At 65.2% G+C, this 24,062-nt stretch carries 24 protein-coding genes and 1 other RNA gene; 10 read left to right on the top strand and 15 right to left on the bottom strand.

Annotated elements, in window-relative coordinates; genetic code table 11:
* The first annotated feature begins 4 nt into the window (after positions 1–4).
* Together RQH86_RS07215 and RQH86_RS07210 are read left to right on the top strand one after the other, a co-directional pair.
* On the top strand, positions 5–553 hold the full coding sequence (locus tag RQH86_RS07215; RefSeq protein ID WP_311239745.1) for a hypothetical protein: 549 nt from the start codon (positions 5–7) through the stop codon (positions 551–553).
* A gap of 2 nt (positions 554–555) precedes the next feature.
* Entirely contained in the window at positions 556–1,050 is a 495-nt protein-coding gene (locus RQH86_RS07210; RefSeq protein WP_115528209.1) for a dihydrofolate reductase, read from the top strand.
* 56 nt (positions 1,051–1,106) lie between these two features.
* Here RQH86_RS07210 and RQH86_RS07205 read toward each other — a convergent pair.
* The 10 genes from RQH86_RS07205 to RQH86_RS07160 form a co-directional block, all read right to left on the bottom strand.
* A non-coding RNA gene (locus RQH86_RS07205) (sX9 sRNA) lies at positions 1,107–1,181 on the bottom strand.
* A gap of 57 nt (positions 1,182–1,238) precedes the next feature.
* Positions 1,239–2,255, bottom strand: a complete 1,017-nt coding sequence (locus RQH86_RS07200; protein WP_311239746.1) for a symmetrical bis(5'-nucleosyl)-tetraphosphatase — start codon at positions 2,253–2,255, stop codon at positions 1,239–1,241.
* 28 nt (positions 2,256–2,283) lie between these two features.
* Positions 2,284–2,667, bottom strand: a complete 384-nt coding sequence (apaG, locus tag RQH86_RS07195) for a Co2+/Mg2+ efflux protein ApaG (RefSeq protein ID WP_046964432.1) — start codon at positions 2,665–2,667, stop codon at positions 2,284–2,286.
* Between the two features lie 36 nt (positions 2,668–2,703).
* Positions 2,704–3,492: a 16S rRNA (adenine(1518)-N(6)/adenine(1519)-N(6))-dimethyltransferase RsmA gene (rsmA, locus tag RQH86_RS07190; protein WP_055851119.1), complete on the bottom strand. Its 789-nt coding sequence runs from the start codon at positions 3,490–3,492 to the stop codon at positions 2,704–2,706.
* 115 nt (positions 3,493–3,607) lie between these two features.
* On the bottom strand, positions 3,608–4,579 hold the full coding sequence (pdxA, locus tag RQH86_RS07185; protein ID WP_311239747.1) for a 4-hydroxythreonine-4-phosphate dehydrogenase PdxA: 972 nt from the start codon (positions 4,577–4,579) through the stop codon (positions 3,608–3,610).
* Between the two features lie 4 nt (positions 4,580–4,583).
* Positions 4,584–5,975, bottom strand: coding sequence for a peptidylprolyl isomerase (locus RQH86_RS07180; protein ID WP_311239748.1), 1,392 nt, complete (start codon positions 5,973–5,975; stop codon positions 4,584–4,586).
* Positions 5,972–8,416: an LPS-assembly protein LptD gene (gene lptD / locus RQH86_RS07175; protein WP_311239749.1), complete on the bottom strand. Its 2,445-nt coding sequence runs from the start codon at positions 8,414–8,416 to the stop codon at positions 5,972–5,974. The genes RQH86_RS07180 and lptD overlap by 4 nt, the downstream gene beginning before the upstream one ends.
* A 115-nt stretch (positions 8,417–8,531) precedes the next feature.
* On the bottom strand, positions 8,532–9,440 hold the full coding sequence (locus RQH86_RS07170) for a histone deacetylase family protein (protein ID WP_311239750.1): 909 nt from the start codon (positions 9,438–9,440) through the stop codon (positions 8,532–8,534).
* Positions 9,441–9,478: 38 nt separating this feature from the next.
* Positions 9,479–10,036 carry a cob(I)yrinic acid a,c-diamide adenosyltransferase gene (locus tag RQH86_RS07165; RefSeq protein WP_115561359.1) on the bottom strand — a complete coding sequence of 186 codons (558 nt, stop codon included), beginning with the start codon at positions 10,034–10,036 and terminating at the stop codon, positions 9,479–9,481.
* Between the two features lie 3 nt (positions 10,037–10,039).
* A complete protein-coding gene (locus tag RQH86_RS07160; protein ID WP_055851139.1) occupies positions 10,040–10,618 on the bottom strand; it encodes a hypothetical protein in 579 nt (192 codons plus the stop codon).
* 182 nt (positions 10,619–10,800) lie between these two features.
* Here RQH86_RS07160 and ubiH point away from each other — a divergent pair, with 182 nt between their 5' ends.
* The 5 genes from ubiH to RQH86_RS07135 all read left to right on the top strand — a co-directional run bounded on the left by ubiH (position 10,801) and on the right by RQH86_RS07135 (position 15,720).
* The gene (ubiH, locus tag RQH86_RS07155) at positions 10,801–12,009 is read left to right on the top strand and encodes a 2-octaprenyl-6-methoxyphenyl hydroxylase (protein WP_311239751.1); all 1,209 of its coding nucleotides are present in this window, start codon (positions 10,801–10,803) and stop codon (positions 12,007–12,009) included.
* Positions 12,006–13,187 carry a UbiH/UbiF family hydroxylase gene (locus RQH86_RS07150; RefSeq protein ID WP_311239752.1) on the top strand — a complete coding sequence of 394 codons (1,182 nt, stop codon included), beginning with the start codon at positions 12,006–12,008 and terminating at the stop codon, positions 13,185–13,187. Before ubiH ends, RQH86_RS07150 begins: the two co-directional genes overlap by 4 nt.
* A gap of 126 nt (positions 13,188–13,313) precedes the next feature.
* Positions 13,314–14,030 carry an alpha/beta fold hydrolase gene (locus RQH86_RS07145; protein WP_311239753.1) on the top strand — a complete coding sequence of 239 codons (717 nt, stop codon included), beginning with the start codon at positions 13,314–13,316 and terminating at the stop codon, positions 14,028–14,030.
* A 108-nt stretch (positions 14,031–14,138) separates the two neighbouring features.
* Positions 14,139–14,570, top strand: a complete 432-nt coding sequence (locus RQH86_RS07140) for a nuclear transport factor 2 family protein (protein ID WP_311239754.1) — start codon at positions 14,139–14,141, stop codon at positions 14,568–14,570.
* Positions 14,571–14,691: 121 nt separating this feature from the next.
* Positions 14,692–15,720, top strand: a complete 1,029-nt coding sequence (locus RQH86_RS07135; protein WP_311239755.1) for a transporter — start codon at positions 14,692–14,694, stop codon at positions 15,718–15,720.
* Positions 15,721–15,883: 163 nt separating this feature from the next.
* Here RQH86_RS07135 and RQH86_RS07130 read toward each other — a convergent pair whose 3' ends face one another.
* Complete coding sequence (locus RQH86_RS07130) at positions 15,884–16,558, bottom strand: GntR family transcriptional regulator (protein WP_311239768.1); 675 nt, start codon at positions 16,556–16,558, stop codon at positions 15,884–15,886.
* A gap of 231 nt (positions 16,559–16,789) precedes the next feature.
* Between RQH86_RS07130 and RQH86_RS07125 the strand changes: the two genes are divergently transcribed.
* From RQH86_RS07125 to RQH86_RS07115, 3 genes are all read left to right on the top strand, one after another.
* Positions 16,790–17,686, top strand: coding sequence for a gallate dioxygenase (locus tag RQH86_RS07125; protein ID WP_055851163.1), 897 nt, complete (start codon positions 16,790–16,792; stop codon positions 17,684–17,686).
* 10 nt (positions 17,687–17,696) lie between these two features.
* Positions 17,697–18,056, top strand: coding sequence for a protocatechuate 3,4-dioxygenase (locus tag RQH86_RS07120; protein WP_115512460.1), 360 nt, complete (start codon positions 17,697–17,699; stop codon positions 18,054–18,056).
* A gap of 64 nt (positions 18,057–18,120) precedes the next feature.
* The gene (locus RQH86_RS07115) at positions 18,121–19,122 is read left to right on the top strand and encodes a LysR substrate-binding domain-containing protein (RefSeq protein ID WP_055851169.1); all 1,002 of its coding nucleotides are present in this window, start codon (positions 18,121–18,123) and stop codon (positions 19,120–19,122) included.
* 249 nt (positions 19,123–19,371) lie between these two features.
* On the opposite strand, the gene RQH86_RS07110 is transcribed toward RQH86_RS07115, so the two are convergent.
* From RQH86_RS07110 to RQH86_RS07095, 4 genes are all read right to left on the bottom strand, one after another.
* A complete protein-coding gene (locus tag RQH86_RS07110) occupies positions 19,372–20,850 on the bottom strand; it encodes an AMP-binding protein (RefSeq protein WP_311239756.1) in 1,479 nt (492 codons plus the stop codon).
* A 205-nt stretch (positions 20,851–21,055) separates the two neighbouring features.
* Positions 21,056–22,525, bottom strand: coding sequence for an aldehyde dehydrogenase (locus tag RQH86_RS07105; RefSeq protein ID WP_311239757.1), 1,470 nt, complete (start codon positions 22,523–22,525; stop codon positions 21,056–21,058).
* Positions 22,526–22,608: 83 nt separating this feature from the next.
* Positions 22,609–23,436, bottom strand: a complete 828-nt coding sequence (locus RQH86_RS07100) for a p-hydroxycinnamoyl CoA hydratase/lyase (RefSeq protein WP_115561367.1) — start codon at positions 23,434–23,436, stop codon at positions 22,609–22,611.
* Between the two features lie 32 nt (positions 23,437–23,468).
* Positions 23,469–23,942 carry a MarR family transcriptional regulator gene (locus RQH86_RS07095; RefSeq protein ID WP_311239758.1) on the bottom strand — a complete coding sequence of 158 codons (474 nt, stop codon included), beginning with the start codon at positions 23,940–23,942 and terminating at the stop codon, positions 23,469–23,471.
* Positions 23,943–24,062 lie beyond the last annotated feature (120 nt).

The following is a 24,062-nucleotide window of genomic DNA, read 5'->3' as shown; positions in this document are numbered from 1 at the left end:
GCGTATGCAGATGCGTTTGCTGGTTTTCATCGGCTTTATCGGGCTGGCGTCGACGAATGCAGTGGCGTTCGCCGAAACCGTGCGTGGTCCGGCCGGTCGCATGCAGTTGCCCGATGGTGTGACTGCGACGGTCGCGCCGTCCAATCCGACGCATCCGAATGTCGACGCCAGCGCGATCATCACGCTGACCAACGTGCAGCCCGGTGCGATCGGGCCGGTCACGATTGAAATGAGTTGCCCACCGGCAATCGGCCAACTGAATTCGGCCAAGGGCATGGAGCGATTGGCCGCCGTGACGTTTCAGTTGGACAAGACGCTGACACGTGAAAAGGCCGAATGGGTCGAACTCGATGCGCAGCAGACTTACCGTACCGATGCCTCGCGTGCCGATGGCACGCGGTTGACGCAGTGGCTGGTGCCCTTGGGTACCTCGTTTGCCTGGATCAAATTCGACAGGCCGGGCGCAGCGCCACTGCAGCAGGACGTGCTGGATGCCATCTCCGGGATCAAACTCCTGTGCGGTTCCATGGCTGAAAACAAGAAGGTCCAGTGATGTTGAAGCTTTCGCTCGTGGTGGCGCTGGACCGCAACAACGCCATTGGGCGCGATAACGATCTGCCGTGGAAACTGCCGGACGATCTCAAGCGCTTCAAGGCGCTGACGATGGGCAAGCCGATCCTGATGGGGCGCAAGACAGCGCAATCGCTCGGGCGTGCATTGCCGGGGCGCTTGAACCTGGTGCTGACGCGCTCGGGGCAAGTGCCGTTCGAGGGCATGCAGGCGGTGGCGTCGGTCGATCAGGCGATCGAACGTGCCGAGCAGGAGGGCGCGCAGGAGTTATGCGTGATCGGCGGCGGCGAGGTATATCGCCTGACGATGGCGCGCGCCGACGTGCTGGCGGTGACCGAGGTCGACACCGCGGTGGATGGCGCCGACACGCACTTTCCACCGATCGACCCGGCGGTATGGGTGCCAGCGCATCGCCAGACGCATGCGGCCGATGACCGCCATGCGTTTGCGTTTTCCTTTGTGGATTACCTGCGTCGCTAAGCCGGCAAGGACGCAGCGCGCGATCAGCGCGCCCGATTGCATGCAACTAAGCGCCGGTAAAGAAAAACCTAGCGAGCGGCTACCCGATGACCGTGGACGGCGCACCGGAGCGCAGCGTACGCGTGGCACATGCCGGTCCGAGCACCGGCTGCGCCCGCATGGGGGCGCAGCCGGTTGGTGAGTCGCTCTTACTCAGGAACAACGCCACCCTGTGGCTTGGCCGGTGCAGCCGTGCAGCTACCCGCATTTCCCGCGTTGTTGCCGCCACCGCCATTGCCACCGCCATTGCCGCCACCATTGCCACGTCCGCGGCCACGCCCGCGCGGGCGGCCCTGACCTTCGCGTGGACGCCGTGGAGCATTCGCGGCAGGTGTGGTCGGGGCAGTGACTTCGCGCCCCGGAACCTGCACCACGCGCAATTCGTCGGTATCCAGTTGCAGGGCGGTGAGCTTGCCACCCCACACCGCGCCGGTATCGATGGCATGCACGCCCTGGGTGATCGTCAATCCCAGCGCGGACCAATGCCCGCACACGATCTTGAGATCGCGCTCGACCCGGCCCGGTACCTCGAACCACGGGTAGAGTCCTTGTGCCTGCGTGCCCGGCGTGCCCTTGTCGTCGGTGGCGATGCGGCCGCGCGGCGTGCAATAGCGCATGCGCGTGAACAGGTTGATGATCGCGCGGCTGCGGTCGTACCCGCTCAGGCCCGGCGACCATCCCGGCTGATCGCCGTACATGTTGCGCAACAGTTTGCGATAGCCGCCGCCTTGCAGCTGCTGTTCGACTTCGCGCGCATGTTTTTCGGCCAGCTGCGTGGTCCACTTCGGCGCCAGCCCGGCGTGGACCATCATCCAGCCCAGCTCGCGATCCACGTGGGCCAGCTTCTGCATGCGCAGCCAGTCCAGCAGCACGTCGCGGTCCTCGGCCAGCACGACGCGCTGCAGATCCGGATTGACCTTGCGCTGCTCTTCCTCCGAGCGCGCACCGATCGCCAGCAGCGACAGATCGTGATTGCCCAGCACCACCACGCTGTGCGCGCGCAGCGAATGCACCAGACGCAGCGTTTCCAGCGATTGCCCGCCGCGGTTGACCAGATCGCCGCAGAACCACAGCGTGTCCTGTGCGGGGTCGAAATTGATCTTTTCCAGCAACCGCTGGGTAATGTCGTAGCACCCTTGCAGGTCGCCAATTGCCCAGACGCTCATCGCGTGCGCTCCATCAATCCAGCAGTCATCAGTGCAGCGTCCTGGGTACGCTCAGCACGAAGGCGGCGATCGGGGCGGTGAATTCGGTGCCATCGTCGGCCACCATGTCGTAGTGACCTTGCATCTGTCCCTGCTCGGTTTCCAGCAGCACACCGGAGGTGTAATGAAAGGCTTCGCCGGGGCGTAGCCATGGCTGCTCGCCGACCACGCCTTCGCCATCCACCTGCTCGGTGCGGCCGTTGGCGTCGGTGATCTGCCAATGGCGCGCGATCAGGCGTGCAGGCACGGCGCCCGCGTTGTGGATGCGGATGCTGTAGGCGAAGGCATAGCGGCCTTCTTCCGGGGTCGATTGATGAGCGAGGAAGCGCGGCGACACCTCGACCTCGACCCGATAGCGCGGATCATCTTGCATGGGAAAAGTCTAAATAAAACGGTGTGGGAGCGGCGCTCAAGCCAGCTCGACATTGGCCAGCCGAATGAAATCGGCGACCTCGAGTTGTTCGGCGCGGGCATCCGGACGCACGCCGGCTGCCTCGAAATGCGCGGGTTCGCAGACGGTGGACATGGCATTGCGCAGGGTCTTGCGGCGCTGCCCGAAGCCGGCGCGCACCACATCGGCGAAGCGACGGCGGTCGTTGATCATCACCGTGGCCGGGTCGCGCGGCACCAGTCGCACCACTGCCGAGTCCACCTTCGGTGGCGGCCGGAACGCGCCAGGTGGCACCACGAACAGCGCGGTGACCTCGCAGTACGCCTGCAGCATCACGCTGAGCCGGCCGTAGACCTTGCTGCCGGGACCGGCGGCCATGCGGTCGACCACTTCCTTCTGCAGCATGAAGTGCATGTCGGCCACCGCAGCGGCATGGTCCAGCGCATGGAACAGGATCGGCGAGGAGATGTTGTAAGGCAGGTTGCCGACCAGGCGGATCGGCGTGCCGTTGGCCAGTTCGGTGAAATCCACGCTGAGCACGTCGCGATGGATGATGCTCAGTTCGCCGATCGGTGCGGCGGCCTCGGTCAACGGAGCAATCAGGTCGCGATCGAACTCGATCACCGTCAACGCGCCATGCTTGCGCAGCAGCGGGAAGGTGATCGCGCCCTGACCGGGGCCGATTTCGACCAGGTGCTGGCCGGCGCGCGGGTCCACCGCCTGGACGATCCGGTCGATGTAATACCGGTCGGCAAGAAAGTGCTGGCCAAGCGACTTCTTGGCCGGTGCGCTGAAGGAATAATTCATGCGCGCAGTTTAACGGAGCCGGCGGCTGCACGCGGTGTCGGTGCTGCGCGTCCAGGCTGTCACAGTAAGGTAAGACGCTCATAACCTGCGGCGATCGCGCAGGTGGGGCGCGCGCTTAGCCGCGTGCCGCCAAGCGTGCGCACAACGCGGTTGCCGCCATCAGGCTGGATGGATCGGCGATGCCGCGTCCGGCCAGTTCCAGCGCGGTGCCGTGATCCACCGCCACGCGCGGGTAGGGCAGGCCCAGGGTGATGTTCACCGCCTGCTCGAAACCGCTGTACTTGAGCACCGGCAGGCCCTGGTCGTGGTACATCGCCACTACCGCGTCGAAGCCGCTCAATTTCTGTGGCAGGAAGGCAGTGTCCGCCGGTAACGGGCCGATCAGCTGCATGCCTTCGCCGCGCAGCTGCTCCAGCACCGGGATGATGATGTCCAGTTCTTCGCGGCCCAGGTGGCCGTCTTCGCCCGCGTGGGGATTGAGGCCGAGCACGGCGATACGTGGGTGCTCCAGGCCGAAGTCGCGACGCATCGCGGCGTGGGTGATGCGCAGGCAGCGCGCAACGGCGTCGGCGGTGATCGCATCGGCCACTGCACGCAGCGGCAGGTGTGTGGTCACCAGTGCCACGCGCACGATGCTGTTGGCCAGCATCATCACCACCGGGCAGTCGGCCTGATCGGCCAGCAATTCGGTGGTGCCGGTGTAGGCGATCCCGCCGGCGTTGATGACTGCCTTGTGCACCGGGCCGGTCACGATGCCTTGCCGTCGGCCGGCAAGACAGTCGCCGGCAGCGGTAAGCAGGCCGGCAATCACGGCCGCTGCATTGGCCGGGTCAGCAGTGCCGAAGCGGGTCGGGACGGGCTGGCGAATCGGAAACAGCGGTAGGTCGCCCGGCATGCGTGCCGGCTGATCGGGGTCGAGCAGGCGCACAGACAAAGACAGCGCCTTTGCGGCGCTGTTCAGGGTGTCGGGATCGGCATACGCAACCAGCTGTGCATCGGAGCGCGGCTGCTGGGCGAGCCGGATGCACAGCTCCGGCCCGATCCCGGCCGGCTCGCCTGGCACCAGCGCGAGCGACGGGACCATCATCGACTCAGCGCGCCGGCTGTGCCGGCGGCGGGGTCGGGGCCGCGGGTTCTGCCGGCTTGGTCGGCTCGGCGGTGGCATTGCCGTCGGCGCGATCGCCGGTGCGGTAGCTCACATAGGCCTCGCCACGCAGTTCCTGCAGGTAGCGGTTGTATTCCTCCTCCAGCTTGCGACGGCCGATCGTTTCACGGACCTGTGCACGTTGGTTTTCGGCACTGACGTCGGTCTGGCGGCTGCCGACGCGCTGCACGACATGCCAACCGGCTTGCGTGCGGAACGGCTCGGACACGGCGCCATCGGCCAAGCCCTCAACCTGCTTGCCGAAATCCGGGCCGAACGCATCGGCCGGGAACCAACCCAGGTCGCCACCCTGGCCGCGGCTGTTGGTGTCCTCGGAGGACTCCTTGGCCGTCGCCTGGAAATCAGCGCCGCCGGCAACGCGGGCGCGCAGCGTGTCGATCTTGGCCTTGGCCTGCGCGTCGGTCTGGTTGTCACCGATGCGGACCAGGATGTGGCGCGCGTTGTACTCGGTGACCATCTTCTTTTCGCCGCCGGCATTGGCGTCGCGCATTTCCACCAGCTTGAGCAGCTGGAAACCGCTTGGACCACGCAGCGGGCCGGCCACCTGACCAGGCTGCATGTCACGGATCAGCTGGGCAAATGCGTTGGGGATTTCGTCCAGGCTGCGCCAGCCCAGGTCGCCGCCTTCCAGCGCGTTCGGGCTATCCGAATAACGCACCGCTGCGGCGGAGAAGTCCAACTCGCCCTTGTCGATCAAGGCCTTGACGCCATCGACCTTCTTTTGACCGGTGGCGATCTGGTCGGCGTTCGCGCCTTCCGGCAGGCCCACCAGGATATGCGCCAGGTGATACTGGCTACCGGTGGTGGCCTGTTGGGCCAGTGCGGTATCCACCTCGCCTTCGCTCACGCTGATACGGCTCTGCGCAAAGCTCTGGCGCAGGCGCTGCACGATGATTTCGTCGCGCACCGAGGCGCGGAAATCGCCGTAGGCCATGCCGTCGGCCGCCAGCTTCTGGCGCAAGCCATCCACGGTGGTGCCGTTCTGCTGGGCGATGCTGGCAACGGCGCGGTTGAGTTCCTCGTCGCTGACGCGGATGCCGCTGCCGTCGGCACGGCCGATCTGCAGCTTGACCAGCACCAGGCGCTCAAGCACCTGCCGCTGCAAGACATCGTCAGGCGGCAGCTGGTTTTCACGACCGGCGTACTGCGACTTGACGTTGCGCACAGCGCGATCGAGCTCGCTCTGCAGCACCACGTCTTCGTCCACGATAGCGGCGATACGATCCAGCGGCTGGGATTGCTGCGCCGATGCCACCGGCGAGACCGTGCTGGTGATTACCAGCAACGAGGCAAGAAGAACAGAGAAAGGCTTGGTCATGGAATCAGGTTCGGATCGTAATCGTCCGGATTGGTCGTGGTGTTGCTGGGCGGGACCAGGTACAGGTCGTCGCGGTAATAGCCGAGAATAGCACGGCGCAAAGTGCGGTCCGTGTTCTGGCCAAACGAGCTCAAGCCCTTGAGCACGAACTCGAACTGGATGGAGTTGTCCATCTCGCCGTCGCGGTTACGCACGAACCGGCGTACCAGCGCGCGCACTGCCAGGCAACAGCTGTCCCACTGCACGCCGCCGATGATTTCCAGCGGTGTGCGGTCCAGCAGCGAGTAGTAGTAGCGACCGACCGCACTCCAGGTGGGATTGATCGGATACAGGAACGAGAAGTCGGCTTGCTTGAGCTGGTCGCTGTTGTCGATGAGGTTGCGACGGTAGCGGTAGGCCAGGTTGATGATGCCGTCGTTGTTGAGCAAATAGCGGGTGCGCAGGCTGGCAAGATCTTCCTTGCGCGAGTTCGGGTTCCACTGATAGGTGGCGCCCATCGACCAGCGGTCGTTGATCATGTAGTTGGCATCGGCCACCCAGGCGGACTTACCCTGCTCGATGGGCTGTTCGCTGCCGGCAGCGGAATTGGTGCTGTTGTTGATGGTGACCAGCGAGTCGTTGAAGTACAGGATCTGGCCAGCGCTCAGCGACAATTTCTCGCGGCCGTCGTCCTGGCGCAGCCAACGCGACGTCACCGCCAGGGTCAGCTGGTTGGCATCGTTCTGACGGTCGGCGCCGGTATAGCGGCTGTCGCGGAACAGCTGGCCATAGCTGAAGGTAAACGGACGGGTGTCGAAGACCGGCAGGTCGTCCTGGTCGCGGTAGGGCACGTACAGGTAGTACATGCGCGGTTCCAGCGTATTGAGATAGTTGGTGCCGAACAGCGAGGTCTCGCGATCGAAATACAGGCCGGCGTCCAGCGAAGCAATGGGCAGGCTGCGCGTGGGCGAACGGTCGCCGGTCAGTGGCGCAGTATTGGCCAGCGTCGAATCGAGTTGGTAGGCGGTGTAACGCCAGGCCACCGTCGGGGTCACGAACCATGCCGCACCCGACAACGGCATAGAGATATAGGGTTTGACGTCCAGGCGCGAGCCGCTGCCATAGTCAAAGTTACGGATATTGGTCCGGACGTATTCGTCGCCGTTGTTGTTGTTATTGCCGTTGGTGTTCGGGACGAAGTTCACCTGATATGAGTCGTCATGCGTAAATCGCACCGCCTCGGCATAGACACCGGCTTCGAAAATACCGAATGGCTTTTCCCAAGTGAAAAAGGCACGCGGCTGCCGGTTATAGGGCAGGGCTCGCTCGTCCAGGGTGTAGTCGGTCAGCTGCCAGCGGTCGGCCATCAGGCCGGCGGTCCAGGTTTCGCCGGTGCCGTAGATCCCGATGGTGCTCTGCAGGCTGGACGCCGAGCCCATGCCGTTCAAGCGGCTGGTGAAGTCTTCCACATAGCGGGTGTCGCTGACCCAGGAAATGCTGCTGCGCGCCTGCCAATGGCTGTTGACGTTGTGGTAGCCGCTGTAGAAAACGCTGCCACGGTCCTTCTCGCGCAACTTGTCGTTGGGCAGGTAGTTGCCGGTGATTTCGCCGCGACCGCCGTCGTACAGATACCGGAACTCGGTGCCGAACATGAAACCGCGCTTGCTCATATAGCGCGGCAACAAGGTGGCGTCGTAATTGGGCGCCAGATTCAAGTAGATCGGCTGCAGGTAGTCGAACCCGTTACGCCCGGACAGGCCGAACTGCGGAAACAGTAGGCCGGTCTGGCGACGGTCGTCGATCGGGAACTTGAACCACGGGAAGTACAGCACCGGCACCTTGCCGATCTGCAGCACGGCGTTACGCGCCGTACCGAAGCCTTCTTCGTTGTCGACGTCGATCTCGGGCGCGCGCACCCGCCAGATCGGCTGCGAGGGATCGCAGGTGGTGTAGGTCGAGCGATGCATCTGGCCGACCTGGCCCTGCAGGTCCACCGATTCCGCCACGCCATTGCCGCGGCGGTCGACCATCTGATACTGGATGTTGGAGACCTTGTGGGCGTCGGTGTCCTGATTACCCTCGGCGCGGTCGGCGACCATACGGAAGGAGGTGTCCTGGTAGCGGACATTGCCTTCGGCGATGTAGTTGCCGGTCTCGGTATCCATGCGCAGGTTGTCCGCGCCCAGGAACTGGTCGCCGCGCTTGAGCGCCACGTTGCCCTGGTACTGCGGGGTGGTGCTGGTGCCGGACAGCTGGTCGCCTTCGATGTCGGTCGGCAGCTGCTGGCGCATTTCGGCAGCCTTAGGGTCGGCGGCGGGCGCGCCATCGAAACCAGGCAGCGGGTCCACGGCCGGGCACAGTCCCCAATTCAACGGCTTGTCGGCAGCCATGGCCGGAAGGCAGATGGCGATGCTCAAGGGCAGGGGCAGCAGGCGGAGAACTCGGCGCACGCGTGGATTCAACCAGTAAAATGGCGACTAGCTTGCCGCATACCCCGCATAGGGGCAATGAAGAGCTCCAGCGTGAAGAGGACGAGGTTCATCGCAAACCGTGGCGCGACCGGCGTGCCGCGGCGGGTCAGCGCAGTGCGGCGACGTGGGCAACACTGCTTTCGCGCAAGGCCTGCAGGTCGTAACCGCCTTCCAGCATGGACACCACCCGGCCACGCGCATGCCGCTCGGCCAGGGTGCGTAGCGCGCCGGTCAGCCAGGCGAAATCATCGTCGTCCAGCATCAGATCGGCCAGCGGATCGCGCAGATGCGCGTCGAAGCCGGCCGAAATCAGGATCAGCTGCGGGCGGAAGGCATCGATCAGCGGCAGCATCTCGTCTTCCCACACGTTGCGGAAGCGCAAGCCATCGCTGCCTGGCGGCAGCAACAGATTGTGGATATTGCCAACGCCGCGCTCATGGACGCTGCCCGAATGCGGGTACAGCCCGGACTGATGCGTGCTCAGATACTGCACGGCCGGGTCGCGTTCGAAGATCGCCTGGGTGCCGTTGCCGTGGTGCACGTCGAAATCGACGATGGTGATGCGCTCCAGCCCGTGCCGGTCGCGTGCATGGGCGGCGGCCACGGCGATGTTGTTGAACAGGCAGAACCCCATCGACACCTGCGCGGTGGCGTGATGGCCGGGTGGGCGGACAGCGCAAAAGGCGGTGCGGGTGAGGTCCTGCATCACCGCGTCCACGGCGGCGATGCCGGCACCGGCGGCGCGCAGGGCAGCCGCGCGCGAGGCCGGCACCATGCGGGTGTCCATATCCAGTTGGCGATAGCCTTCGAACGCGGTCTCCAGCACCGCGTCCACCTGCTCGCGCTCGTGCACGCGGCACAGGTCGCCCAGCTTGGCCAGCGGCGCCTCGCGCCAGTCCAGGTCCGGAAAGGCCGCACGCAGAGCGTCGACGACCGCCTCCAGGCGGGCGGGGCTTTCGGGGTGCTCAGGGCCGGCGTCGTGACCGAGACAGGCGGGATGGGTAAAGACCAGCATGAGATGACTTTAGCCTGTCCGCCGCGCCAGGCACATGCTCAACCGCGCCGGCGGTCGTGCCGCCACAGCACTTCCTGCTGACCATCCACGCGTGCCAGCACGCGGGCCAGCACGAACAGCAGGTCGGAGAGCCGATTGAGATAGCCGATCGCCTCGCTGCGCACCGACTCCTGGCGCGACAGCGCAACGGTCTCGCGCTCGGCCCGGCGCACGATGGTGCGCGCCAGGTGGCAGCGCGCGGCCGCTTCGCCACCGGCCGGCAAGATGAACTCCTGCAGCGGCGGCAAGCTGTCGTTGAAGTGGTCCAGGTGGCGTTCCAGGGCCTGGATGTCGGCCGCCTCGATGGCGGCATGGCCGGGGATGCAGAGCTCGCCGCCCAGGTCGAACAGCTGATGCTGCACGGTGGTCAGCAGCTCGGCAATCGCAGTGGGCACGCCGGGTGCGGCCAGCAGCACGCCGAGCGCCGAATTGGCCTCGTCCACGGTGCCGTAGGCGTTGACGCGCAAGGCGTCCTTGCCGGTCCGGCTGCCATCGCCCAACCCGGTGCTGCCGTCGTCGCCGGTACGCGTATAGATACGTGAGAGCCGGTTGCCCATGGCTCAGCCGGCCTGGCGCTGGCGATGGGGCGCAGCCAGGCGCTCGGCAACCACCTGGATGACGGCTGCGGCCGCGACGTACAGCGCTGCGCTGCGCAGGTACGGCCAGAGCCAGTCGCTGTAGTTCTTGAACCAGCCGGCGAGGGTGGGTTCGCTCACGCTGGCGCTGATCCAGTAAAAGCTGCCCTGGGCGATCAGCTGACACAGCGCCACGGCGATGAGCAGGGCAGGCACCAGCGCGACCAGCGCAGTCCATTGGGCCCCGTGATAGTGCCGGCGCAGCCACACACCCCCGGCCCACAGCGCGAAGTACGCCGGGATCAGGCACCAGTACGCCGGCGACACACAGTAGTGCTGCCAGAAGCTCATGCCTTGCTGGGTGATGACCAGCCAGTCCACCGCGACCGCCAGGCCCATCAGCAGCGGAAACGCCAGTTTGCTGCGCGCAGCCAGATGAAACCCGCCGATGAAAAACACCGCCCAGGACGCGTCCGGGACCGGCGCGAAGTGATTGATCCGTGTGGCCGCCATCAGGACGGCGAGCAGGCTCAAAATCAGGGTGTCGTGCGAGCGAGAAGTCATGCGCGGGGGTTGCCGGATTACAGGTGCGGGAGTGTAGCGTGGAACCTGGCGTGCCCGCGCCACTGCCTGGCCTACGCTGCGCCGGGCATCGGCAGGCATGACAACGGCATACCGGCTGGACGCGTCAACGTGTCTCATCCGGCGCGCGCGATGCGCTGCGGGCGAGGGCTTATCATGGGCGAATGACATATCCACATGACGTTTTGATCGTTGGCGGCGGCCTGGTCGGCTCCAGCCTGGCGATTGCGCTGGACCGCCTCGGCCTGGATGTCGGGCTGGTGGAAGCCACGCCAGCCGGCACGCCGCCGGCCGTGTTCGATCAACGCAATCTGAGTTTCGCCGCCGCCACCGTCAACGCCTTGGGCGTGCTGGGCGTCATGGCCAAGTTGCGTAGCCCGCCCGGGCCGATCCGGCGCATCCACGTCAGTCGTGCCGGCGATTTCGGGCGCGTGCAACTGGACGCCGCCGATTACGGACGCGACAGCTTTGGGCAAGTGGTGGTGGCCCGCGACTTCGGCGACGCCCTGCAGGCACGCCTGGACGAATTGACGCAGCTGCGCCGGTATCGCCCGGCGCGCTGCATCGGCGTGGAACCGGTGCAGGATGGCGTGCGCACGCTACGGCTGGCGACCGACGACGGCGAGCAGCGCGTCCGCGCCAGGCTGGTGGTCGGTGCCGATGGCAGCCACAGCGCAGTGCGCGAACTGCTGCATATCCAGACCGACACGCACGATTTCCTGCAGACCTTGTTCGTGGCGCGCGTGCGCGCCTCCAGGCCGCCGGATGGCACCGCGTGGGAGCGCTTCGGCGAGCACGGGCCGACCGCGCTGTTGCCGCGGGGCGACCGTCATTACGGCGCAATCCACTGTGTGGCGCGCGCCGAGGCCGATGCGGTCGCCGCGCTCGACGAGGCTGGCTGGCTGGCCCGGCTGCAGCGCGCGGCCGGCTGGCGCGCCGGGCGCTTTGTCGCCAGCGGCGAACGCAGTGCATATCCGCTGGTGCAGGTGCTGGCCAACAACCTGATCGCCGAGCGCGTGGTGTTGCTCGGCAACGCCGCGCAGACGCTGCACCCCATCGGTGCGCAGGGCTTCAATCTGGGATTGCGCGACGCGCTGACCTTGGCAGAGCTGATCGAACACGATCGCAGCGATGCCGGGGCCGGCGCGCTGCTGGCCGACTATGTGGCGCGTCGACGCGTGGACCGCGAGCAGACGATCGGCTTCTCCAGCGGGCTGGCGCGGCTGACCGGCAATCCGGCACCGTTGCTGCGGCCGCTGCGCAGCCTGGGATTGCTCGCGACCTCGCAGGCCGCGCCGCTGCAATCGATGCTGGTCGGCGGGGCGATGGGGTTCCGTGGCGATGTGCCGCAGCTGTGCCGGGGGATCGCATGAGCCGCCGCGGTACGCGCGATGCGGTGATCGTCGGCGGTGGCGTGGTTGGTGCCGCCTGTGCGCTGGCGCTGGCCGACGCGGGTTTGAGCGTTGCGCTGGTGGAAGGGCGCGAGCCCGCGCGCTGGCATGCCGATCAGCCCGACCTGCGGGTCTATGCCTTCGCCGCCGACAACGCCGCGCTGCTCGACAGTCTTGGCGTGTGGGCCAGTGTGCGTGCGGGGCGCGTGCAGCCGTATCGGCGCATGCGGGTCTGGGATGCCGGCGGTGGCGGCGAGCTGCGCTTCGATGCCGACACCTTGGGCCGCGAACAACTTGGCTGGATCGTCGAACATGCGCTGCTGGTCGATCGCCTGTGGGCGGCCGTGCATAGCGCGGGGATCGAAGTGCATTGCCCGGCGCGCGTGGCCGAACTGGAGCAGGACGCCAACAGCGTGCGCCTGCGGCTGGACGATGGCAGTCGGCTGGAAGCGGCGATTGCCATCGCCGCCGATGGCGCGTCGTCCACCTTGCGCGACTTGACCGGCTTGCCAGTGTCGCGGCACGCCTACGCACAACGCGGCGTGGTTGCCTTCGTGGAGACCGAACAACCGCACCAGGCCACGGCCTGGCAGCGCTTTCTGACCACTGGGCCGCTGGCATTCCTGCCGTTTGCCGAAGGCCGCAGTTCGATTGTCTGGACCTTGCCCGATCGCGAGGCCGAGCGCGTGCTGGCGCTCGACGATGCGGCGTTCTCGCGCGAGCTGACCCAAGCCTTTGCCGCGCGTCTGGGCGAGGTGCGTGTGACATCCGCACGCGCTGCATTCCCACTGCAACGGCAGTTGGTGGAGCAGTACGTCAGTGGCCGCGTGCTGACCCTGGGAGACGCTGCGCATGTGGTGCATCCATTGGCGGGGCAGGGCGTCAACCTCGGCCTGCGCGATGTCGCTGCGCTGCGCGAGGAAGTGCGCGGCGCGCTCGCCAAACGTGCGGACTGGGCCGCGCCGCATCGCCTGCAACGCTGGGCGCGCACCCGCCGCAGCGACAATACCGTGGCCGCCTATGGCTTCGATGCGATCAATACGGTGTTCTCCAACGACGAAATGCACCTGACCCTGTTGCGCGGTGCCGCGCTTGGCCTCGCCGGCAGGTTGCCGCCGCTGGTCGATGTGCTGTGGAAGCGCGCCTCCGGCGGCGCGTAAGCCACCTCGCGTCTGCCGGCCTGCGCTGTGGCTAGCCGGCATAGCTGACGATCTATGTCTATTGGCTTATAGCGTAGGCCGCATCTTCCATACGACGCATGCGGCCGGCGTGGCTACAGTCGCGCCATGACTTCCGTTTCGCACACCTCCAGACCCACCTTGCTGCTGCTCTGCGGCCTGCTCTGCGACGCCGCCATCTGGCAACCGCAGCGCGACGCGCTGGCGGATCTGGCCGATGTGCAGGTGCTGGATTTCCCCGGATTCGACAGCATTGTGCAGATGGCGGCCCACGTGCTGGCTGGCGCACCGCCACAGTTTGCGTTGGCCGGGCATTCGATGGGCGGGCGGGTTGCGCTGGACATCATGCGTCAGGCGCCCGAGCGGGTGACGCAGCTGGCACTGCTCGATACCGGCATTGCACCGCGTCGCGATGGCGAACGCGAGGAGCGCCAAGCGCTGGTGGATCTGGCACAGACGCAAGGCATGCATGCGCTGGCGCTGGCCTGGTTGCCACCGATGCTGCACCCCGCACGCAGCGCCGATACCGGTTTGATGCAAGACCTCAGCGCAATGGTGCAGCGGCAGAGCGCGCAGAGTTTCGCTGGCCAGGTCAACGCGTTGCTGGAGCGCCCGGATGCCGCGCCGGTGCTTGCGCAGATTCGCTGCCCCACCTTGCTAGGGGTCGGGCGCCAGGATGCCTGGAGCCCGCTGGCACGGCATCAGGATATGGCGCGGCAGATTCCGCAGGCGCGCCTGGTCGTATTCGAAGATTGCGGGCATATGGCGCCGGTGGAAGCGCCCGCTGCGGTGAGCACCGCGCTGCGCGAGTGGCTGAGCACGTGATCGCCCGTACCGCAGGCGGCGGCAGTTCGGTCGTCTCGGTCATTGCCCTGCGCTGAAGTATCGCTAGCGCTTTGTTTGTGTCATTCCACCGCCAAGGGAGGCTGCTGCGTGTCTGCAGATATTTCGATCATCGTTGCGTGCGAACAGCTGATTCGCCGGTTCGCCCTGCATAACGACCGCCATGAGCACCAGGCGTTGGCTGCGCTGTTCACTGCCGACGGCGTCTTTGCACGACCGAGCGCGCCGGATGTGCCCGTGCATGGACGCGAAGCGATCTTGGAGGCCTTCCGCGCTCGCGCGCCACGCAACACCTGTCATTTGATGCTCAATACCCTGGTCAGCGTCCAATCGAGCACGCTGGCCCATGCGCAGAGCCATGTGCTGCTCTACAGCGCACCGCAGGCCGACGCGTCTGTCCCCTGGACGGCGCAGGCGCCTGCACTGATCGGCACCTTCGACGATGTGCTGGTGCACCAGGACAACCAATGGTTGTTCAAGCAACGCCTCGGCGCATTGCTGCTGCGCGTCGAGGCGCACTGACCGAGATTGATCGCTGTCTGTCTGTTCAACGATGCCGCCGGCCCTTACAGGCGACATCTCGACACTGCTCTCCCCCCAGTCGCGTTGCCTCAATCGCCCATCTTCGTTGGAGAATCGCCTAGTGGAACGCGCATGTTCGTCTGTTGGTCGTCGTCGCTCATCGCTCCGGTCGCATCGCCTGCGCGCCGGCAGCTTGACTCTGCTACTGGGTGCGCTGGCGCCGGCGGCGGCCTTCGCACAGGCCGTGCCTGACACAGTTCCGGTGCCGCAAGGCATCAACCTGGGGGGCACCAGTTTTTTCGATGGTTTTGGCTCCACCCAACCTGGCTGGACGGTGATCGAGTATCTGCGCCATGCGCACCTGAATGCCGTGCTGGATGCGCAAGGCAACGATTCGCCGGCGTTTCGTGATCCGAAGATCAGCAGCTCGGCAGCGCTGACCCAGCTCATCTACGTGACGCCCTACAAATGGTTGGGCGGCACGATTTCCGTCGATGCCATCGTGCCGCTGGTCAACCAAAATGCCTCGTTTGCCGCCGACAGCCCGGTGCGGTTGAGCGACAACGGATTCGGCGTTGGCGATATCGCGGTCGGGGCGGCGTTGCAGATGCCGCCGGTGATGCGCAACGACCGGATCTTGCTGTTTCAGCGCTTCGCACTGGTGGCATTTGCACCGGTGGGCAAGTTCGATCGCGACATCGCGATCAACCAGAGCACCGGCTACTGGTCGTTCTCGCCGCATTGGGCATTCACGGTACAGCCCACCGATAACTGGGAGGTCAGCATGCGGCTGCATTACATGTACAACTTCCGCACCGACCGTGCCGGTGGAGTGCCGCCAATTCCCGGTTTCCAGTTCCGCAACGGCCAGGCAGGCGATCTGGCGTGGCTGAATTTTGCCAGCTCGGTGAAGGTGACCGAGCAGCTGCGGGTCGGTGTCAACGGCTTCTACCTGCGGCAGCTGCAAGACAACCGGACCAATGGCCAGCGCGTGCCCGACAGCAAACGCACGCAGTTCTACATGGGGCCAGGGCTCTCGTGGCGGTTGGACCCGAAGAACGTGCTCAATTTCAATGTCTACCTGCCGGTCGAGGTCAAGAACTCGGTGGCCGGAAACACCTTCAACCTGATGTTCGTGCACTCGCTATAGCGCAAGCAAGCTGCCCTGCACGCCGACCGTCTTGGTCGGCGTGCATGGTCGAATGTAGCCATGTTTTGCTCTATGCGTGGTCCTGCGTCGCAGGTATGGCCGACATCTGCTCCACGCGCATCGATGCCATTGCCACTGCTCGGCCCCGTGCACCTACAAGGCATCACATGCCCATGCTGTGCCGTTGCGTATTGGCATGTTCGCGGAACAGCAACTCCGCCCGCGCGCCATCGCGTTGTTCGATGGCAGAGACGATCGCGCCATGCTGCCGGTGTCCATAATAAAGATCGTCGTAAGCCAGGGTGGCCGAGCGCTGACCGAACACCACGTTGACCGGGCTGACGAACGGCACCAGCGTGCAGCGGTCTACCGTCTCGGTGAGGATCGGTTTGTTCGCCGCCACCACGATGGCGCGATGGAAACGGGCATTGATCGCGCCGTAGGTCTGCTCATCGCCGGCATCGAGGCTGCGCTTGGCAAACAGCCGGTCGCCTTCGCACAGACAGGCGTGCAGGGTGGACAGCAATGCGGTCGACGCGCCCTGTTCGGCCACCGTACGCGCCGCCATGCCCTCCATCAGTGCGCGCACCTCCAGTGCATCCAGGCTTTCCTGTTGGCTGAAACGCCGTACCGCATAGCCACGGTTGCCGACCTGCACCAGCAGACCCTCCTGGCACAACGCCGGCAATGCCTGGCGGATGGGCGTGCGCGAGATGGCCAGGCGCTCGGCCAGGGCCGCCTCGGTGATGCGCTCGCCCGGGGCAAAAGCGCCGCACAGGATCAATTCGCGTAGCTGCTGGACCGCTTGCAATCGGTGGTTGTTCGCCATTGGCTCCATTCTCTCGCGCCGTACCGCAGCGCACGTTCCTTCGAAGGGGAAACTAGCAATTACTTGTATAAAAACCTTGCGGATGAGATCGCTTGATGGCACTTTGGATCCCAAGGATACCGTTTTGGAGATCCGCAGTGGTTGGTCGTCCGTGTTGGGATCCATTGCATCGTCGATCCTGACTCAATCAATGACGTGCGCTCTGCCTCTCCTGGCAGTGGTGCGCAGCAGGAGCAAAGCATGGCTAGCATCATCGGCGGCATCGGAACCTCGCACGTTCCCACCATCGGAGTGGCCTACGACAAGGGCAAACAACAGGATCCAGTGTGGAAGCCCTTGTTCGACGGCTACACGCCGGTGGCCGAGTGGCTGGCCGAACAACGGGCCGACGTGCTGGTGTTTTTTTACAACGACCACTGCACGACCTTCTTCTTCGATCTCTATCCGACCTTCGCCCTGGGCGTGGGTGAGCGCTTTCCGGTCGCCGACGAGGGCGCAGGGCTGCGCAACCTGCCTCCGATCCGTGGCGATGTACAGCTGCAGGCGCATATCGCCGAATGCCTGGTCAACGACGAATTCGACCTGACCGTATTTCAGGACAAGCCGATCGACCACGGCTGTGCGGCGCCGTTGCCGCTGCTGTGGCCGCATGTGCCGGACTGGCCGGGCACGGTGGTGCCGATTGCGATCAACGTCCTGCAGTACCCGCTGCCGACCGCACGCCGCTGTTTCCGCCTGGGCCAGGCGGTGCGCCGTGCGATCGAGTCATACCCGGAAGATCTCAGAGTGGTGGTGGTCGGCACCGGCGGGTTGTCGCACCAGATCCATGGCGAGCGCACCGGTTTCAACAACACCGACTGGGACATGGAGTTTCTGGACCGCTTTCAGCACGCGCCGGAAACGCTGACCGATCTCACCCATACCGACTATGTGCGTCTGGGCGGTGCCGAGAGCGTGGAGCAGATCATGTGGCTGGCAATGCGCGGTGCGTTGGATGGGCCGATCCGCAAACTGCATCAGAACTACTACCTGATGACGACGACCGCGATGACCGTGGTGCTGTACGAGCCGGGCGAAGAACGCGCCGATGCGCCGCGCTCGGCAGAGCTGCTGGCGCGCACCGCCAACGCGGCATGAGGGCCTGCATATGAATCCGCAAGTACACGGCATGGACAAGATCGACGGCACTTACCTGTTCGATCTGCGCACCAGCAATCGCGCACTGCGCCTCAATCGTTTCTTCTGGCATATGATCCGCGCCCCGTGGCGCGATCGTTTTTTGCAGGACGCGGAAGTGTTGATGCAGGAAGCCGAGCTCACCGAACACGAGAAAGCGCTGATCCGTGCGCGCGACTGGCTCGGACTGGTGCAGTACGGCGCCAATTTTTTTGTGATCGAAAAGTTCGCCCGCGTGGTGCGCACGACCAATCTGCAGGTCTACGCCATCATGCGCGGCGAGTCGTTCGAAGACTTCATGCAGACCCGGCGTGTGCCCGAGGCACGCTGAGCTGCGCGTCCCGGTCGCTGGCCGGGCGTTGCCATCCGACTTTCCAACGTAAGGCCCACCCCCTATGACCATGTCCTCCGTGTTCTTCGAACACCGCATCAAGGTCCGGCATCTACGTGTCATCGAGGCGCTGGATCGGCAAAAAAGCCTGCTCCGCGCCTCACGCGTATTGAACGTCACCCAACCTGCACTCACGCGTGCCTTGCAGGAGATCGAAGAGATCGTCGGTGCGCCCCTGTTCGAACGCCATTCGCGTGGCGTGCGTCCCAATGCGATGGGCGAGGTGCTGGTGCAGACCGCGCACGTTGTGCTCGGCCAGCTGCGCCGCGCACAGGACACCTTCGAAGGGCTGCTGCAGGACGATGCGCTCACCATCACCGTCGGCGCGTTGCCGGTGGCGGCGAGCGGCCTGCTACCGTCGGTGCTGGCTGCCTTATACCGTGCAGAGCCCACGCTGCGTGTGCGCCTGCTGCATGGCCGTACCGATGAGTTGCTGCCCAAGCTCGCCGGAAACGAGGTGGATCTGGTCGTTGGCCGGTTGTATCCGCTGGCCCGCTACGATGCGTTGGTCCGCAAGGTGCTGTACCAGGATCCGATTGCGCTGGTGGCGCGGAGCGACCATCCCTTGTTTGCCAATGGTCCGGTGCGCATCGCCGAAGCGGCCGCGTACCGACAGGTGTTGCCGACGCTGAGTCAGCATGTGGAGCGCGACGTGGCGCAGGTCATGCGCGAACATGGGCTGGCCACACGCGATCAACTGCGTTCCAGCTCTGCAAGCTTCACGCGCGAGATTCTGCTCGGCACCGACAGCATTGCGGTGATGCCAAGCATGATGGTGGCAGGCGACATCGCACGCGGCGAGTTGCGGGCCTTCCAGCTGCAGCAGCCGTCGCAGGCGCGCGCAGGTGGCGTGATCTATCGCGACAGCAGCGCCATCCTAAAACCCGGTGTGCGGTTGTTGATGCGCGAGCTGGAACACCAGCTGGCGCTCATGGCCCAGCAAGGCGCGGTGTGGGTGGACGACCAGATTGGCGAGCACGATATCCTGCTGGATGCGTCTGCATAACCGACGATGGAATCCCACAAGCGGGAGCTGCATCGTCGACCGGGACGGATGCGATGCAGCACTGGCCTGGGGAGTTGCACTGTGCGGCCGTATTCGCGGAATGCGAGGCGCGCTGAATTGAACGCTGCATGGTGCCCGGCTGGTCCCGCACCGGAATACTCGAGCAATATTCATCGCGGTGATCCGAGTAAGCAAAGTCCAAGTGTGGGCGGCAATGCGCACGCCCACGCCGCACATTTGCTACCGCTATCAGGCATCGTTTGCCAAGGCATCCTTCAACCGCGCCTTCTGCAGCTTGCCGGTTGCCGTACGTGGTAAGGCCTCGACCAGGCGTAGGTGTTTGGGGACCTTGTACTTGGCCAGGCGCTCGACCAGATAGCTGCGGATCTGCTCCAGATCCGTCGCCTCAGCGGCTGGCACGATCGCCAGGTAGCCCACCTCGCCCCATTGTGGGTCGGCGATGCCGACCACGGCGCATTCGCGGATGTCCGGGTGATCCGCCAGTACCGCTTCGATCTCGGCGGGATACACGTTTTCACCGCCGGAAATGAACATGTCCTTCTTGCGGTCCACCACCCAGAAAAAGCCGTCGGCATCGCGCTTGACGATATCGCCGGTGCGGAACCAGCCCTGTGCGTCGCGCATCTCCGCAGTGGCCTGCGGGTCGCGCCAATAGCCGGTGCTGAGGTTGGGGCCGCGCAATAACAGTTCGCCAGGCATACCCGCCGGGCAGTCGTTGCCATCGCCATCCACCACCCGCGTTTGCACGCCCGGCGACGAAATCCCCGCCGCACCGAGCTTGCGACGAATCACGTCGCAATCCACCGACATGCCGAACACCGTACCGGCTTCGCTCATGCCGAAGCCGCAGACCATGGGGATGCCATCGTCCAGCCAACCGAGCAGATCGTCGCTGGCATGCGGCGCGCCGCCGCTGACCAGCGCGGTGAGGTGACGCAGCGTTGACGGATCGAAACCGGGCTGGCTGCGGAACGCCTGCATCATCTGCGGCACGCCGACGTAGTGGGTAATGCCCAGCGCCGGGTTGCCGAGCCAGCTCAATGTACGCTTCGGTTCGAAGCCGCTAGACACCTGGATCGACCCGCCAAGCGCCAGCGCCGGCCGCACATTGGTCGCCAGGCCGATGATGTGGAACATCGGCGCTTCGCACAGGAAACTGCTGTTGCCATCCACACGTGTGGTCACGCCGAAGTTGTGGGCCACCTGCTGCAGATTCTGCTCATTCAACATCACGCCCTTGGGTTGGCCGGACGTGCCCGAGGTGAACAGGATCAGGCTCACGCGCTCGGGCGGGATGTAGGACGTTTCGGCGGGCGCCAGCGCCTTGGCACTGTCGATGAAGCTCGATAGCGCTTCCGCATGAGCGCGTCCGGCAGCGACATCGTCGCCCAGCAGCAGATGCGGCTGCGCACGCTGCAGCAAGGTGTCCAGCTCGGTGCCGCTCAGTCGCCAGTTGAGCGGCACATAGATCGCGCCGACCCGCGCACAGGCGAAGTGCAGCGCGACCTGCCAGACCGAATTGCGGGCGAGCACGGCCAGCCGTTCGCCGTCGACACAGCCGCGCATCTGCAGCAGGGCGGCGAGCTGGCCGATCAAGGTGTCCAGTTCGGCATATGTCCATTCCTGCTCCAGCAACAGGTCGCGCGCGGCAAGCCGGTGCGGTGTGAGGCGGGCATGGAAGGAAATCGAGTCGGTCGGCATGGTCATGGCGCTGTCTTTCCGAATGCAGAATGGGGAGTGACGGGCGTGAGTGCAACGGAGATGGCTGGAAGGTTGACGCGTGCGCGCAACCACGCATCACGCGTTCACAGACACGTTGCTAACACACCACCGGAGATGACGTGCCGTGGTGTACGGCACGGTGCATTGCGGCGACGCAGGCATGCTTGCCGCGTAGCCGGTGACGTAAAACTCAACCGAGATAGACGGTCTTGGTTTCGAGAAACGCATGCAGTCCTTCGATGCCGCCTTCGCGACCGATTCCGGAATGCTTGACCCCGCCGAACGGCATCTCGATATCCACCCACATGCCATTGATCGAATGGCTGCCGCTGCGCACGCGGCGTGCAATGCGATACGCGCGATCAACATCCTCGCTATAGACGGTGCCGTGCAAGCCGTAGTCGCTTGCATTGGCCTTGGCGATCATGTCGGCCTCATCGTGATAGTCGATGAAGCTCACCACCGGGCCGAAGATTTCTTCGCGGGCAATGGTCATGTCCGGCGTGACGTTGGCGAACACCGTCGGCTCGATGAAGAATCCACGCGGCAAATGCGCCGGGCGGTTGCCACCCATCACCAGCTGCGCACCTTCGGCGCTGCCCTGTGCGATGTAGGACTGCACGCGTTCCAGTTGCCGGCCGAGCGCCAGCGGACCCATGCCGGTGTCGGCGGCGAACGGGTCGCCGAGCTTAACTGCGCTCAGTGCCGCGCAATATGCCTGCAGGACTTCTTCGCGCCGCTGCGCCGGTACCAGTACGCGGGTCAGCGCGAAACATACCTGCCCGGTGATCGGCATGGAGTAGGGCACCAGGCTGGGCAGCACTTTGGCGAGGTCGGCGTCTTCGAGCACGATGGCGGCCGACTTGCCGCCCAGCTCCAGGCCGACCCGCGCCAGGCGTTCGGCGCAGGCCACGCCGATCAGTCGCCCGGCCTGGGTGGAGCCGGTGAAGCTGACCTTGTCGACCAGCGGGTGCCGGATCAGCTGTTCGCCGACCTCGCGACCGGCCGGCAACAGATTGAACACGCCATCGGGCACGCCTGCGGCGCTGATGCATTCGGCCAGGATGTACGCATCGATCGGGGTCTCTGGCGAGGGCTTGGCCACCACCGTGCATCCGGCAGCCAGCGCAGCGGCGACTTTGTAACAGAGCAAGACCAGTGGCGCGTTCCAGGGCGTGATCGCCACGACCACACCGACCGGTTCCTGCACCACATGCACGCGGCCGCCACTGGAGCGTTCGCGCGGCTCGACGAACGGATGCATGGCGATCAGATCGCCGTAGTAGTCGAACAGGCCGGGCGCCTGTTGCGAGGCGCGTCGGCTGAAACCGATGGTGGCGCCAACCTGGCCGGTCCAGGCTTCAGCCAGCTCCGGCATGCGTGCGCGCAGCTGGTCGGCGACGCGCTTGAGTATCACCCCGCGCTCGGGTGGCGACAGCTGCGGCCAGGGGCCGGTGTCGAAGGCGGCACGTGCCGCAGCCACCGCGGCTTCGGTATCTGCGTGCGATGGTTCGGTGTAGCGCAGCAGGCGTTCTTCGGTATGCGGGGCGATCACATCGACATGGCGATCGCCGGTGCTTGCGCGCCACTGGCCGTCGATGAACAGGCCCAACGGCCCACGCGCGGCAATCCCGCGCAGTGTTGCGGATAAGGCTTCCATACTCCCTCCTCGGTGCAGAAAACCACTGGCAGCGCCAGCGATGCGTGGGTTGCACGCATCGCTTCAGGCGCCGTAGGACGTGCTTAGGCGCTGTTTTTCTTGAGGTCGTATTCGCCCAGGCCAGGTTTGTAGCTCTTCTCGTCGATGAACTGACGGATGCCTTCCTTGCGGGCGTTGTTGTCGAACGAGTTGGCCGCTTCCTGCATGCGCACCAGATAATCTTCGGCTTCGTCGTATGTCATGGTGCCCACGCGGCGCACGGCGTCTTTGGCGTATTTCAGCGCGATCGGGTTCTTGCGCAGCAACAGCTCGGCCACTTCGCGCGTGCGTGCTTCCAGTCGCTCCAGCGGCACGCTTTCGTTGACCAGGCGCCATTCGGCCGCTTTCTTGCCGTCGACCATTTCGCCGGTCAGCGTCATCCACATCGCATCGCGCATGGATAGCAGTTCGACCGCCACCTTGGTCACGCCGCCGCCCGGCAGGATGCCCCAGTTGATCTCCGACAGGCCGAACTGCGCTTCATCGGCGGCAATGGCCAGATCGCAGGCGAACAAGGGGCCGAAGCCGCCACCGAAACACCAGCCGTTGACCATCGCGATGGTGGGCTTTTGATACCAACGCAGGCGCCGGAACCAGCCGTAGGACTCGCGTTGTGAACGGCGTACGCCGCGCATGCCCTGTGCTTCGGTTTCGCGGAAGTACTCTTTCAGATCCATACCGGCCGACCAGGCAGTGCCTTCGCCGCCGAGCACCAGCACGCCGACGCTGTCGTCGAATTCCAGCTCGTCCAGTACATCCATCATGCGGCGGTTGAGCGCCGGGCTCATCGCGTTGCGCTTGTCCGGGCGTGCAAACTTCACCCAGGCAATGCGGTTTTCGATGCGAACCGATACCACGTCATGCTCGTTCAAGCGGCGTCTCCTTCAAGTCGGGGGCTGCGGGTTTAGAGGTCTTCGGCCAACGCGGTCTCTGCCACGGTTGTCCGCTCCAGCGTGGCGCTGGCGTTCAATTTGCAGAGCAGGCGGAGCAGGGTTTGTTGCTCGGCGGCCTGCAGGCCGGTGCAGGTACGCGCGACGGCGCGCGCCAGGCAGGCCTGTGCCACCTCAAGCGTGCGGTGGCCCTGGTAGGTCAGATACAGGCCTTTACTGCGACGGTCGCGGCCGGCCAGGCGTTCGATCAAGCCTTGCTCGGCCAGCGCGTTGGCGATCTTCATGCCGGCGGCGCGGTTGACCAGCAGGCGGTTGCCGAGTTCAGTCTGGTCGCAACCGGGCTGGTCGCGGATGTGGATCAACGCAGTGACGCGTGCCGGGGTGAGATGCAGCTCGGCCAGTTCCTGGCGGGCGGCATGGCTGGACGCCAAGGTGGCCAGTTGCAGTTGGTAGCCGAGGTCTTTGGCAAGTGCCAGGCGAGCGGTCATCGATCCATCCAAATTGTATCCGTTAAATACAATCTAGCCGACCGAAGCGGGCGCTGCAAGGGGGACGGGCGTCGAAAACTGAAGTGCGGTGCGCGCCCGCGTAATACCGGCGCGCCTGCG

Source organism: Xanthomonas sp. WCS2018Noco2-27, from assembly GCF_031843525.1.
Taxonomy (GTDB): Bacteria; Pseudomonadota; Gammaproteobacteria; order Xanthomonadales; family Xanthomonadaceae; genus Xanthomonas.
Note: the sequence above shows the minus strand (reverse complement) of the source record. Positions and strands in the feature narration are given on the sequence as shown.

Excerpts from the sequence above, each read along its gene's own strand:
- RQH86_RS07125 (WP_055851163.1), top strand. The coding sequence starts at position 16,790 with ATGGCTAGCATCATCGGCGGCATCGGAACCTCGCACGTTCCCACCATC.
- RQH86_RS07150 (WP_311239752.1), top strand. The coding sequence starts at position 12,006 with ATGAGCCGCCGCGGTACGCGCGATGCGGTGATCGTCGGCGGTGGCGTG.
- RQH86_RS07115 (WP_055851169.1), top strand. The coding sequence starts at position 18,121 with ATGACCATGTCCTCCGTGTTCTTCGAACACCGCATCAAGGTCCGGCAT.
- pdxA (WP_311239747.1), bottom strand. The coding sequence starts at position 4,579 with ATGATGGTCCCGTCGCTCGCGCTGGTGCCAGGCGAGCCGGCCGGGATC.
- RQH86_RS07130 (WP_311239768.1), bottom strand. The coding sequence starts at position 16,558 with ATGGAGCCAATGGCGAACAACCACCGATTGCAAGCGGTCCAGCAGCTA.
- RQH86_RS07165 (WP_115561359.1), bottom strand. The coding sequence starts at position 10,036 with ATGGGCAACCGGCTCTCACGTATCTATACGCGTACCGGCGACGACGGC.
- RQH86_RS07200 (WP_311239746.1), bottom strand. The coding sequence starts at position 2,255 with ATGAGCGTCTGGGCAATTGGCGACCTGCAAGGGTGCTACGACATTACC.
- rsmA (WP_055851119.1), bottom strand. The coding sequence starts at position 3,492 with ATGAATTATTCCTTCAGCGCACCGGCCAAGAAGTCGCTTGGCCAGCAC.
- RQH86_RS07145 (WP_311239753.1), top strand. The coding sequence starts at position 13,314 with ATGACTTCCGTTTCGCACACCTCCAGACCCACCTTGCTGCTGCTCTGC.
- RQH86_RS07180 (WP_311239748.1), bottom strand. The coding sequence starts at position 5,975 with ATGACCAAGCCTTTCTCTGTTCTTCTTGCCTCGTTGCTGGTAATCACC.
- RQH86_RS07110 (WP_311239756.1), bottom strand. The coding sequence starts at position 20,850 with ATGACCATGCCGACCGACTCGATTTCCTTCCATGCCCGCCTCACACCG.
- apaG (WP_046964432.1), bottom strand. The coding sequence starts at position 2,667 with ATGCAAGATGATCCGCGCTATCGGGTCGAGGTCGAGGTGTCGCCGCGC.
- RQH86_RS07215 (WP_311239745.1), top strand. The coding sequence starts at position 5 with ATGCAGATGCGTTTGCTGGTTTTCATCGGCTTTATCGGGCTGGCGTCG.
- RQH86_RS07170 (WP_311239750.1), bottom strand. The coding sequence starts at position 9,440 with ATGCTGGTCTTTACCCATCCCGCCTGTCTCGGTCACGACGCCGGCCCT.
- RQH86_RS07105 (WP_311239757.1), bottom strand. The coding sequence starts at position 22,525 with ATGGAAGCCTTATCCGCAACACTGCGCGGGATTGCCGCGCGTGGGCCG.
- RQH86_RS07095 (WP_311239758.1), bottom strand. The coding sequence starts at position 23,942 with ATGACCGCTCGCCTGGCACTTGCCAAAGACCTCGGCTACCAACTGCAA.
- RQH86_RS07160 (WP_055851139.1), bottom strand. The coding sequence starts at position 10,618 with ATGACTTCTCGCTCGCACGACACCCTGATTTTGAGCCTGCTCGCCGTC.
- RQH86_RS07120 (WP_115512460.1), top strand. The coding sequence starts at position 17,697 with ATGAATCCGCAAGTACACGGCATGGACAAGATCGACGGCACTTACCTG.
- ubiH (WP_311239751.1), top strand. The coding sequence starts at position 10,801 with ATGACATATCCACATGACGTTTTGATCGTTGGCGGCGGCCTGGTCGGC.